We start from the raw sequence: 12,162 nt of genomic DNA, 5'->3' as shown, positions 1-12,162 counted from the left end.
TCCGCAGCCGCGGGCAAGGACATCCGGGAATGTCCGGCCGAATCGCCCACGGGCGGGGTCAGCGGCGCAGCCTCAGCCCCCGGTAGCGGTCCAGGGCCGCCCGGATCTCGAAGATCCTCGGCCGGGCCAGGAATCCCGGATGCCCGCGGAACCCGGACAGGCGGTCCAGCCCCTCCGCCTCGATCATGGCGTCGATCCGGGCCACGGCGTCATCGATGCCGAGGTGGCCGTCCAGCAGCTCGGAGATCCGGTCGAGGGCACGCGCGACAGCCGAGGTCTGGGCCGGGTCGACGAGCTGAGACAGTGCCGACAGGTCGATCGTCTCGTGGTCCACCTGGATGACCCCCAGCCCGCGCGCCCTGACCGGGCGGCGCCGGCCGACCGGTGGCAGGCAGCCGTCGACGGGGATGCGCTCGGCGGCCGGCCCGAAGACCGAGGTGGCGGTCTCCGCAGGGGACTCGATGCCGGCGATCCCGCGGGCGCGGGCGGTGACGTCGCGGGGCCGGTAGCGCTCCATCGCGATGACGTGGTCGGCGACGTCGAAGAAGGCCCCCGAGCCGCCGGCCACCAGCACGGTGGAGACGCCGCGCTCGCGTCTCAGCGGGCGCACCCGGTCCACGAAGGGCGTGATGGGCTCACGGTCGGCCGGGATCAGCCGGCGCATCCGCTCGTCGCGGATCATGAAGTTCGTGGCCGAGGTGTCCTCGTCGATGAGCAGCGCCGAGGCTCCGGCGTCCACGGCCTCGGCCAGCCCCGCCGCCTGCGAGGTGGAACCCGACGCGTTGGTGGTGGAGAACCGCTCGGTGCGGGTGCCCGAGGGCAGCTGCGAGATGAACGCCGAGATGTCGGTGCCGGTCACCGACCGGCCGTCCTCGGCGCGCACCGCCACGGCGTCGCGCCGGGTGACGACCCATTCGCGGCCGTCCCCGCCGACATGGGGGTAGACGCCGCGCTCCAGGGCCCGCAGCAGGGTCGACTTGCCGTGGTAGCCGCCGCCCACGATCACCGTCACCCCCTCCGGGACGCCCATCCCGGCCAGCCTGCGGCCGCCCGGCAGGCTCACCTCGACCCGCAACGACTCGGGCGCGGTGAACGGCACGGCGCCGGACCCTGGCAGATCGGACAGGGGCAGATCGGAGTCCCCCGAACGGCGCGGCAGCACCGACCCGTCGCCGACGAAGGCCACCAGACCCAGCTCGGGCAGCCGCGATCTCAGCCACGCCTGGTCCCGGAACAGACGGACATGGGAGCGCAGCGCCCCGGCGTCCAGACTGCGGTGCAGCAGGGCCCGCCCGGCGGCGTCGGGCAGCTCCTGCGACAGGATCCGGAAGGCCTGCCGGCCCTTGACGCGGCGCCCCGCGGCGGGCAGCTGCACCTCCAGGCGGGCCTCCACGCGGTCGGGCAGGATCGCCACGTGGGTGCGTTCCAGCACCTCCTGGCCCACCCGTCCGGCGGAGATCTCCCGGTGGTCGTGCAGGGTCTCTATCAGTCGTCGGGTGAGGAAGTCGGCCGTGGCGATGCGACCGGCCCGGTCGTCGACCAGATCGTCGGGAAGGCCGGCCGTCTCCGCGTCGACCATCACCCGCACCAGCGACGGCGGGGCGTAGGGATCGGCCTGGACGTGATCGACGCCGATCCGCCAGCCCGGCAGCGCGAACTCCCCCGACAGTCTCTTGTAGCCGCCGTACCCGCGCCCGTCGATCGCGCGCAGCAGGCCTTCCAGATCGTTGACGTCTCGCACGGGAGACCATCCTCGTCGCGAAGGCGCCGACTCACAATCGACACGTAGAATTCCGCAGCAGGAGGAGTACCGATGATTGATCTGAACTCGGACTCGGGAGAGTCATTCTCCAGCTGGCGCATGGGCGACGACGAGGCGATGATGCGGATCGTCACCAGCGCCAACATCGCGTGCGGGTTCCACGCCGGCGATCCCGGCGTGATGCGTTCGACGATCACCGCCGCCGCGGCCCACGACGTGGCCGTCGGCGCCCACGTCTCCTACCGCGACCTCCACCACTTCGGGCGGGTCTTCGTCGACGTGGCGCCGGCCGAACTCACCGACGAGGTGGTCTACCAGATCGGCGCCCTGCAGGCCATGGCACGGGTGGTCGGCACCCCGGTGACCTACGTCAAGCCGCACGGCGCCCTCTACAACACCATCGTCCACCACACCGCACAGGCCACCGCGGTCGCCGATGCGATCAAGGAGGTCGACGAGTCGCTGGCGGTGCTGTGCCTGCCCGGCTCAGAGATCGCCCGGATCGCCGGGCGGAAAGGCCTGCGCGTGGTCCACGAGGCCTTCGCCGACCGCGCCTACAACCCCGACGGCACCCTGGTCTCCCGTCGCGAGCCCGGGGCGGTGCTCCACGATCCCGCGGAGATCGGCCGGCGGGTGGTGCGGATGGCCGCCGATCACCAGGTCGTCGCCGCCGACGGCAGCGTGCTGGATCTGGACGCCGACAGCGTGTGCGTCCACGGCGACACCCCCGGTGCGGTGGGCATCGCGGCGGCGGTGCGCAGCGCGCTGACCGATGCCGGGATCGAGGTGACACGGTTCGCATGAGTGATCTGGACATCCGGCCTGTCGGGGCTCGCGCCCTCCTGGTGGATCTGGGAGACCTGCAGCGGGTCCTGGCCCTTCACGACGAGTTGACGGCGCGCCCGGGACCGGGGCAGCTGGAGGTCCTGGCGGCCGCCACCACGGTGCTGGTGCGGGCCGACACCCCGGCCTCGGCACGCGCTCTGGCCGGCCATGTCCGTGGGCTGGATCTGGACCGGGCCGTCGACCGGGACGACGCCCTGGTCACCCTCGAGGTCTGCTACGACGGTGAGGATCTGGACGCCGTCGCCGAGCAGCTGGGGATGAGCCGCGACGGCGTCATCGAGGCCCACACCGGTCAGCTCTGGACGGCGGCCTTCGGCGGTTTCGCTCCCGGATTCACCTACTGCGTCGGCGAGAATCACCGGCTGGACGTGCCCCGCAGACCGTCTCCCCGCACCGCGGTACCGGCCGGCGCCGTCGGGCTGGCCGGGCAGTTCTCGGCCGCCTATCCGCGCACCACCCCGGGCGGATGGCAGCTGATCGGGCGCACCGCGGCCCCGCTGTGGGATGTCTCCCGGGCCTCACCGGCCCTCGTCGTCCCGGGGAATCGGGTGCGGTACCAGGCGGTGCGCGAGGCGGCGACTGTCGTGGACCCTGCCCCGGTCACGGCCGCCACCGCAGGTCCCGGGCCGGCGGGACTGGCCGTGGTGGCGACGGGGATGCAGAGTCTCGTCACCGACCTGGGCCGGCCCGGGTACGCCGACATGGGCGCCGCCGAGTCGGGGGCGATGGATCGCGGATCGGCCAGGCTGGCCAATGCCGTCGTCGGCAACCCGCCCGCCGCGGCAGTCATCGAGAGCCTCGCCGGGGGCCTGGTGGTGCGCGCCGTCGGGGCACGGACGGTCGCGGTCACCGGTGCCCGCAGCCCGCTGCGAGTGGATCCTGCCGGTTCCCGGCGCCGGCCCTGGAATCCGGATCACAACGCCCCGGTCCTGCTGGATGACGGCGACATCCTGACAGTGGGTGCGCCCACTCGTGGGCTGCGCAACTACCTGGCCGTCAAGGGCGGGCTCGAGGTGCCGCGAGTGCTGGGATCGGCGGCCACCGACGTCATGTCGGGTCTGGGCCCGAGCCCGCTGCGCGCCGATGACCTGCTGGCCGTCGGGAGGCCGGTGTGGAACGGATTCGGCCGTCAGGAGATGGACGCGACGCCGATCCCCGAGGGACACGTCGTGGCCCGGCTGCGCCCGGGCCCGCGCGACGACTGGTTCGACGCCGATGCGCTGGCCTCGTTGACGTCCCAGCGATGGGTGGTCAGCGGTGAGTCCAACCGGATCGGGCTGCGCCTGGAGGGGGAGCCGTTGCGACGCCGGCACCAGGGGGAGCTGGCCAGCGAGCCGACCGTGGCCGGGGCGGTCCAGGTGCCGACCGGGGGCCTGCCGGTGATCTTCATGCGCGACCATCCGGTGACCGGGGGATATCCGGTGATCGCGGTCGTGGAGCCGTCGGATCTGGACGTGCTGGCGCAGCTGCCCCCGGGCGCGATACTCGGGTTCGACGTCCACATATAGCCCGGAGTTGGGAGTGTGGGCCCGTCAACTGGCAGACTTGGACCCGATGGGTGAGATCTTCAGCGGGCGATACGAGCTGGTGGATCCGCTCGGACGGGGCGGGTCAGGAGATGTCTGGCGCGTCTGGGATCACCGGGATTCCAGGTACCTCGCCGGGAAGGTCCTTCAGCAGTCGGACTCTGCCTCGCTGCTGAGGTTCGTCCGGGAGACCGGCTGGCGTTTCGACCATCCGCACATCGTCGCCCCCCTGGGATGGGTCGGCGAGGACGACCGCATCATGTTCTCCATGCCGTTGGTCCACGGCGGCGCCGTCTCCGCCCTGCTCACCGAACGCGGCCCGTTGCCTCCCGGCTATGTCGCCGGGATCGCCGACCAGATGCTCGATGCCCTGGAGATCATCCATGAGGCCGGCCTGGTGCACCGCGACATCAAGCCGGCCAATATCCTCATGGAGCCGAACCCGTCCGGCCTGCCCGACGCCCGCCTGGCCGATTTCGGCATCGCGGCGAAGGTCGGCGAACCCCGGATGACGCGGGTGGCCGAGGTCGTCGGCACCCCGGGCTTCATGTCCCCCGAGGCGCGGATGGGAGCCGATCCCGAACCCGCCCAGGACATCTACTCGCTCGGGGTGGTGATGGCCCAACTGCTCACCGCGGGTCGGCCGGTCGGGGAGGAACCCCCGGTGCTGGCCGCCGAGCAGCGCGTCACACCCCTGGGCCGGTTCATCGTCGCCTGCCTGTCCGACGTCACCGGGCGCTTCCCGGGCGCCGCGGAGGCTCGCCAGGAGCTGGCGCGGGTGCGCAGCGGCCTCGGCCTGGCCCGGATCGCCATCCCCGACCGCACCCCGGCACTGCCTCCCGGTTGGGGACCCGACGGGCCGGACAGCTCCACGAAGCCGCTGCCGGGGGTCAGGCCCGCCAACCGCGGGCCCCGGATCACCGCGTCCCCCTCCCCGCTGAGCGGGCCCTCGATCCCCTCGCAGCGGATGCCGGCGGCGCCCAACCGGGTGCCGGCCGGGCAGGCCAGCGCCCCGCAGGGCGTCCCCTACGGCGGGGCCCGGCCGCGCAACGGCGGCTACGGCGGCCCGCCCGGAGGCGGAACGCCCCCGAACCAGGGGCCTCGTCCTCAGACCTGGAGTCCGGCTCCGGGCAGCGGGCCCCGGCCCTCCGGTCCAGTGCCGCGGAGCCCCGGGCCGCAGAGCCCGGTGCCGCAGAGCCCGGCCTCGGTGAACATGCCGCGGGCGAGGGCCTCCTCGGGAACCACCGCCAAGGACATCGTCCTCGGCGCGGGAATCACGGCCGGGGTGGCGCTCATCGTGATCGTCATCCTGCTGCTGCTCTGAGGCTAGGCGTCGCGTTCGGATCTGACGTTGTGGGCCCGCGTGCTGTCCTTGTACATGCCCGGTGTGTCCAGGATGATGTTCGTCCCGCCGGCGGCGTCCGACAGCGCCTTGGGGGCCAGCCAGCGGGCCAGGTGGTAGACGCCGACCGTGACGATGGTGCCCAGGGCGATGCCGCCCAGGGTGAACTCGTCGGTGAACCTCAGGGAGACGTCGCCGACCCCGATGATGATCCCGGCGGCAACCGGCACCAGGTTCACCGGATTGCCGAAGTCGACCCGGTTCTCATGCCAGATCTTGGCTCCCAGCAGGCCGATCATGCCGTACAGCACCACGCAGATGCCGCCGAGCACGCCGCCGGGAGTGGCGGAGATGACGGCCCCGAACTTGGGGGAGAAGCCGAACAGGATCGCCACGACGGCGGCGATCACATACGCGGCCGTCGAGTAGACGCGGGTGGCGGCCATCACGCCGATGTTCTCGGAGTAGGTGGTGGTGGGGCCCGCTCCCAGCAGGGTGGCCAGCATGGAGGTGGCGCCGTCGGCGGCGACGGCCCGGCCCACCTGGTGATCCAGGTTCTTGCCGGTCATCTCGGAGACGGCCTTCACATGGCCGGTGTTCTCGGCGATCAGCGCGATCACCACGGGCAGTGCCAGCAGGATGAAGGCCAGGTGGAAGGAGGGCAGGTGGAAGCCCACCACATTGCTGGCCGCGAAGTTGGCCGAACCGTTGGAACCCATGGTGAACTTCCAGTTCGCCAGGTCGGTGACCGGCGGCAGCCCGAACCAGTCCGCGCTGCGCACCCCGCTCCAGTCGACGCGGTTGGCGGTGGTGGTCACCCCGTCGACGGTGCGGGTCAGCGGGCCCAGCACAAGGTCCTCCAGCCAGCTGAGCAGATATCCGAAGACCAGGGACAGGAAGATCGCGATGCGGGAGAGGAACCCGCGCGGGCCCACCGACAGCACGACCACCACGATCATGGTGATCAGCGCGGTCCACTGGTCGACCGGCCAGTAGGTGTTGGCGACCACGGGGGCCAGGTTGAAGCCGATGAGCATGACGACGGCGCCGGTGACCGTGGGCGGCAGTACCCGGTGGATCACCCGGGCTCCCGCCATGTGGATGATGACGCCGCAGATGAACAGTGTGAGACCCACGACGAAGAGGGCCCCCGAGACGTCACTCGGCCTGCCGCCCGAGGCGTAGATGGCGGTCGCCACGCCGGGGAAAGCCGCCGAGGACCCCAGATAGCTCGGTACCTCGTGCTTGGTGACGAAGATGAAGATGAGGGTCGCCACGCCCGACATCATCACCGCGAGCTGCGGGTTGAGGCCCATCAGCACCGGGAAGACGAAGGTCGCCCCGAACATCGCCACCACGTGCTGCGCGCCCAGCCCGGCGGTCCGTCCCCACCCGAGGCGCTCATCGGGGGCGACCACCTCGCCCGGTTCGAGTCGGCCTCCGTTATGGAGTTTCCAGATCATGCCTGTCCCCTTTCCGGACCGAAAGCGTACAGACGAACTAGATCCAGCTCCTAAACCACATCCGGGCCAGCCAGGCCTTCCGGGTCATGAGCTGATCGGTGAGGATCGGGTAGATGAAGGTGAAGTCGATCGCCACCAGGGCGACCGCCACCCCGACGATCGCGGCACCGATCCGGCGTCTGGCCGAGTCCTCGGCCGGCCCCAGAATCCGGCCGAGCCAGATGGCCAGGATCGTCACGGTGAACGGGATGATGCAGATCGCGTAGAAGAAGAACAGCGGCCGGTCGTCGTAGCGGAACCAGGGCAGCCAGGTGGAGGCCATCGCCACGATCGGCAGGGTGAACCGCCAGTCCCGACCGGCGAGCCACCACACGACGCCGGCGGCCAGGGCGATCGCCGCCATCCACCACAGCACCGGGGTCCCGGTGGCCGAGATCACTCTCAGGCAGGTGTCGTTGACGGCCTGGCAGCCGTCCGTGCCGGGCCTGATGTCGTTGACGGCGTCGATGCCGATCGGGCGCTGGTTGATGAGCCACCCCGACGGGTTGGCCGAGTAGACGTGCGTCTGGCTCTTCATGTAGTCGCCGGTGTGGAAGGCGTAGATCTGCTTGTGGTAGTCCCACAGGGCGGCCAGCGGGCGACCGATCACCTTCGCCAGGGCGGGATCGGGGGACGGCCCGGCCCAGCCTGAGCCGAACTTCATCCGCGGGTAGGCCTGGAGCCAGCGGGCCCAGCTGACCAGGTAGACCCCCGAGGCGAGAACGATGAGCTGGATGAAGGCCGGCACGCCGTCGCGCAGCAGCGACCACCAGGACCTCCGCCCGGCCCCGGCCAGGCGTCTGGCCGACCAGTCCCAGCAGACCGACACGATGCCCATCGCGGCCAGCACGAACATGGAGTTCCACTTCACCGCGGTGGCGCAGCCGAACATGAGCCCGGCGGCCAGGCGCCAGGGGCGCACCAGCAGCAGCGGCCCGTAGGCGCCGCCCAGGTTGAGCCTCCCGGCGTCGCGCAGATGATCGGCCAGCCGGTGTCTGAACCAGTCCCGGTCGGCGGCCACGGCGGCCACCCCGGCGACCAGGAAGAAGGCCTGGAAGATGTCCAGCAGGCCGGTGCGGCTCATCACGAAGGACAACCCGTCCAGGCTGATGAGCACCCCGGCGATGGCGCCGACCAGGGTCGAGCGCGACAGCCTGCGGGCCAGCCTGATGACCATCAGCACCATCAGGGAGCCGAAGACCACCGAGGCGAAACGCCAGCCGAAAGGGGTCATCCCGAAGATCTGCTCGCCGGCGGCGATCAGCCACTTGCCGAGCGGAGGATGGACCACGAACTCGGCGTCGGGGGTCCAGATGGTGGTGATGCCGTTGACGATGTCGGCGTTGGCGGTCTTCGCGTCGGGCCAGGACCCCTCGTAGCCCTGCTTGAGCAGGGTCCAGGCGTCCTTGGGGTAGTACGTCTCGTCGAAGACCAGCCGGTTCGGGGTGCCCACGTCGTGGAGCCGCAGGACGAGCGCGAGGAAGGTGATGACGAGCGTGACCACCCAGCTGGAGAACCTGTCACTCATCCGTCCGTCATCAAGCCGGTCGACGGTACTGGCAGGGGGACGGGTCGTGGCACTCACCCGGCCCATCGTAGAGGGCGTGGGAGGATGGCCCGGTGAGCGAGGAGACGACAGCCGGGCGGGTGGTGCTGGCGGGTACGCCGATCGGCGACCGGCGCACCGCATCGCAGGCACTTCTGGACATCCTGGGGACCGCCGACGTCATCGCGGCCGAGGACACCCGCAGATTCCACGATCTGCTGCGCCGCCTGGAGGTGACGACGTCGGCGAAGGTGGTGAGCTTCTTCGAGGGCAATGAGTCCCGGCGCCTGCCCCAGCTGCTCGACGAGCTGAGAGCCGGCCATGACGTCGTGGTGGTGACCGACGCCGGGATGCCCTCGGTCTCGGATCCGGGGTTCCGGCTCGTGCGCGCCGCCGTCGAGGAGGGGATCGCGGTCACCTCGGTGCCCGGACCCACCGCCGTCACCACCGCCCTGGCGGTCTCGGGACTGCCGACCGACCGGTTCTGCTTCGAAGGGTTCCTGCCCCGCAAGGCCGGCGAGCGCCGCCACGCGCTGGCAGAACTGGCCGCCGAGCCGCGCACCATGGTGGTCTACGAGGCCCCGCACCGACTGGCCGACCTGCTGAGCGCCGCCGCCGATGAACTCGGCGCCGACCGTCAGGCCGCCGTCTGCCGCGAACTCACCAAGACCCATGAGGAGGTGCGCCGCGGCACTCTCGCCGAGTTGGCCGGCTGGGCGCGCGAGAACGCCCGCGGCGAGATCACCGTCGTCATCGACGGGGCCCGCGGACCGCGGCTGAGCCTGGCGCAGGCCGCCGAGGAGGTCGGCCGGCGGGTCGAGGCGGGGGAGAAGATGTCGGCCGTGGTGGGCGAGGTGGCGCGCAGCGGCGGGGTGGATCGTCGCAGCCTCTACGACGCCGTGCTGGCCGCTCAGCACCAGATGGAGGGACGATGAGCGCCGCCCTCGCCGAGCGGCTCGGGGCTCTGGGTCTGCCCCTGCTGCCCGAACCCCTTGCCGCCCCGATCGCCGATTCCCACACCCACCTGGACACGGTCGCCGAGATGGCGGGGCTGACCCCCGAGGAGTCCCTGGAGGCCGCCACCAGGGTCGGAGTCGCCAGGATCGTGCAGGTGGGCTGCGACGTCGCCGGCTCCCGTTTCGCCGAGGAGCTGGCGCGCCGCCACGACGGCGTCGTCGCCGCGGTGGCGATCCATCCCAATGACGCGGCGCGGCTGGCGGCCGACTCGCCCGCCGCCCTGACGGAGGCGATCGCCGAGATCGACAGGCTGGCAGGTGCCGGGCCGCACGTGCGGGCCGTCGGGGAGACCGGCATCGACCTCTACCGCACCCGCGACGACCAGGGCCGACGCGTCCAGCGCGAAGCCTTCGCCGCCCATATCGCGATCGCGAAGGCCCACGGCCTCACCCTGGCCATCCACGACCGCGACGGGCACGACGACGTCCTCGACGTCCTCGACGCCGAGGGCTGGCCCGACCGCGTCATCATGCACTGCTTCTCCGGCGGAGCCGAGCTGGCCCGCCGCTGCCTGGATCACGGCGCCTGGCTGTCCTTCGCCGGCGTGGTGACCTTCAACTCCGCCGGACCCCAGCGCGAGGCCCTCGCGCTGGCCCCGCACGAAAGGATCCTGGTGGAGACCGACGCGCCCTTCCTCACCCCGGCGCCGCGGCGCGGCAAGCTCAACGGCCCCTACCTGGTGGCCCACACCGCCCGCTTCGTCGCCGACCGGCTGGGCCTCGACGAGATGACCTGCTGCCGGATGCTGGACGTCAACGCCTCGGCCGCCTACGGCGGCGGGTGGTCGGCCGGGGGCGAGGGGCGATGAGCGGACTGCTGGGCCCCCGGGAGATCCGTGAGCTGGCGGAGCGGATCGGGCTGCGGCCCACCAAGACCCGCGGTCAGAACTTCGTCCACGATGCCAACACGGTGCGCCGGATCGTCACCGCCGCCGGGGTGGGGGCCGACGACCGGGTGGTGGAGGTGGGGCCGGGACTCGGATCGCTGACCCTGGGGCTGCTGGAGACCGGCGCGCAGGTGATGGCGATCGAACTCGACGAGGTGCTGGCCGCCCAGCTTCCGCTCACCGTCGCCGCACGGATGCCGGAGGCCGCCGGGAGACTGACACTGGTCACCGGCGACGCTCTCAAGGTTCCGGCGCTGCCCGAGGCGCCCACCGCACTGGTCGCCAACCTGCCCTACAACGTCTCGGTGCCGGTGCTGCTGCATCTGCTGGAGATCTCGCCGGAGTGGAGCAGGGGCCTGGTGATGGTGCAGCTGGAGGTCGCCGACCGGCTGGTGGTCCCACCCGGCTCGAAGGTCTACGGCGTCCCCAGCGCCAAACTGGCCTGGTACGCCGAGGCCTCCCGGACGGGCACCGTGCCGGCCTCGGTCTTCTGGCCGGTGCCCAACGTCGAGTCCGGCCTGGTGCGCATCACCCGGCGCGAGCCGCCGGAGACCTCGGCCACCCGCGAGGAGGTCTTCGCGGTGATCGACGCCGCATTCGCCAACCGTCGCAAGATGCTGCGCTCGGCATGCGCGGGTCTGTGCGGCGGATCGTCGAGGGCCTCCGAGCTGATCGCCGCCGCCGGCATCGATCCGACCCTGCGCGGGGAGGCACTGGGAATCGAGGAATTCTCCCGGATCGCCGAACGGATCGTCGGACCCCGCCGTGCGGATACGGTGTGACCATGGCCAGCACACCACGCACGACGCCCAGAACCCCGCCGGTGACGGTGAGGGCCTCGGCCAAGGTGAATCTGGCGCTGGGGGTGGGCCCGCGGTCCGAGGACGGCTTCCATCCGCTGGCCACCGTCTTCGAGGCCGTCGGGATCCACGACGTCATCACCGCGGGGCCGCGCGACGACGGCGCGATCACCGTGACTGTGGAGGGCGCGCAGGCCGATCTGGTGCCGACCGATGAGACGAACCTCGCCTGCCGGGCCGCCGAGCTGATGCGCAGCAGATGGGCCGGTCCCCACCTAGGGGCCGACATCCACATCGTGAAGTCCATCCCGGTGGCCGGCGGCATGGCCGGTGGCTCCGCCGACGCCGCCGGGGCGCTGCTCGCGTGCTCAGTGCTGTGGGACATCGACACCGGCCCCGGAGACCTGCACGATCTGGCCGCCGAACTGGGCTCCGACGTCCCCTTCGCCCTGATCGGCGGGGTGGCGCTGGGCCGCGGACGCGGGGACCGGCTGGTGCCGGTGATCTTCCGCGGCACCCACCACTGGGTCTTCGCGACCGCGGAGGAGGGGCTGTCGACGCCGGGCGTCTACCGGCGGTTCGACGAGCTCGGAGGAGGCGCGGGAGACCTCGTCCCCACGGCCCTCATCGCGGCGCTCACCAGGGGGGACATCGACGCCGTCGCCGGAGGCCTGGGCAACGACCTGCAGGACGCCGCCCTGGACCTGCGCCCCGAGCTCGCCGGGGTGCTGGAAGCGGGGATCGAGGCCGGGGCGATGGCCGGCCTGATCTCGGGATCGGGGCCGACGGTGGCCTTCCTGGTCGGCGGGGAGGCCATCGGACGCTCAGTGGCCAAGAGCCTGCGCGGCCTGCCACGGGTGAGTGCGGTGAAGCTGGCCAGGGGTCCCGCCCAGGGGGCCCAGCTGATGGCCGGCACGCTCGAGGCGGGGGGCTGA

General features: G+C 71.8%; 10 protein-coding genes. 7 read left to right on the top strand and 3 right to left on the bottom strand.

Annotation, left to right across the window (positions count from 1 at the left end; all coding sequences use genetic code 11):
* Window positions 1–58 precede the first annotated feature (58 nt).
* On the bottom strand, window positions 59–1,741 hold the full coding sequence (locus tag JS278_RS11760) for an ABC-ATPase domain-containing protein (protein WP_114045350.1): 1,683 nt from the start codon (window positions 1,739–1,741) through the stop codon (window positions 59–61).
* Between the two features lie 72 nt (window positions 1,742–1,813).
* Between JS278_RS11760 and JS278_RS11755 the strand changes: the two genes are divergently transcribed.
* The 3 genes from JS278_RS11755 to JS278_RS11745 are packed head-to-tail and all read left to right on the top strand — an operon-like array spanning window position 1,814 to window position 5,458.
* Entirely contained in the window at window positions 1,814–2,566 is a 753-nt protein-coding gene (locus JS278_RS11755; RefSeq protein WP_114045349.1) for a LamB/YcsF family protein, read from the top strand.
* Window positions 2,563–4,116, top strand: a complete 1,554-nt coding sequence (locus tag JS278_RS11750) for a 5-oxoprolinase subunit B/C family protein (RefSeq protein ID WP_245935101.1) — start codon at window positions 2,563–2,565, stop codon at window positions 4,114–4,116. The genes JS278_RS11755 and JS278_RS11750 overlap by 4 nt, the downstream gene beginning before the upstream one ends.
* Before the next feature lie 46 nt (window positions 4,117–4,162).
* Window positions 4,163–5,458, top strand: a complete 1,296-nt coding sequence (locus tag JS278_RS11745; RefSeq protein WP_147243198.1) for a serine/threonine-protein kinase — start codon at window positions 4,163–4,165, stop codon at window positions 5,456–5,458.
* Window positions 5,459–5,460: 2 nt separating this feature from the next.
* Here the strand turns inward: JS278_RS11745 and JS278_RS11740 are convergent, their stop codons facing one another.
* Window positions 5,461–6,939: a uracil-xanthine permease family protein gene (locus JS278_RS11740; protein WP_114045347.1), complete on the bottom strand. Its 1,479-nt coding sequence runs from the start codon at window positions 6,937–6,939 to the stop codon at window positions 5,461–5,463.
* Window positions 6,940–6,976: 37 nt separating this feature from the next.
* Entirely contained in the window at window positions 6,977–8,506 is a 1,530-nt protein-coding gene (locus tag JS278_RS11735) for a dolichyl-phosphate-mannose--protein mannosyltransferase (protein ID WP_114045346.1), read from the bottom strand.
* 92 nt (window positions 8,507–8,598) lie between these two features.
* On the opposite strand from JS278_RS11735, the gene rsmI reads away from it, so the two are divergent.
* From rsmI to JS278_RS11715, 4 genes are read left to right on the top strand one after another with little or no spacing between them, the layout of a single operon-like run.
* A complete protein-coding gene (gene rsmI, locus JS278_RS11730; protein WP_114045345.1) occupies window positions 8,599–9,459 on the top strand; it encodes a 16S rRNA (cytidine(1402)-2'-O)-methyltransferase in 861 nt (286 codons plus the stop codon).
* Complete coding sequence (locus JS278_RS11725) at window positions 9,456–10,349, top strand: TatD family hydrolase (protein ID WP_114045344.1); 894 nt, start codon at window positions 9,456–9,458, stop codon at window positions 10,347–10,349. The genes rsmI and JS278_RS11725 overlap by 4 nt, the downstream gene beginning before the upstream one ends.
* Entirely contained in the window at window positions 10,346–11,209 is an 864-nt protein-coding gene (rsmA, locus tag JS278_RS11720; RefSeq protein ID WP_114046300.1) for a 16S rRNA (adenine(1518)-N(6)/adenine(1519)-N(6))-dimethyltransferase RsmA, read from the top strand. The genes JS278_RS11725 and rsmA overlap by 4 nt, the downstream gene beginning before the upstream one ends.
* Complete coding sequence (locus JS278_RS11715; protein WP_425451440.1) at window positions 11,206–12,162, top strand: 4-(cytidine 5'-diphospho)-2-C-methyl-D-erythritol kinase; 957 nt, start codon at window positions 11,206–11,208, stop codon at window positions 12,160–12,162. The genes rsmA and JS278_RS11715 overlap by 4 nt, the downstream gene beginning before the upstream one ends.

Source organism: Acidipropionibacterium virtanenii, assembly GCF_003325455.1.
Classification (GTDB): domain Bacteria; phylum Actinomycetota; class Actinomycetes; order Propionibacteriales; family Propionibacteriaceae; genus Acidipropionibacterium; species Acidipropionibacterium virtanenii.
Note: the sequence above shows the minus strand (reverse complement) of the source record. Positions and strands in the feature narration are given on the sequence as shown.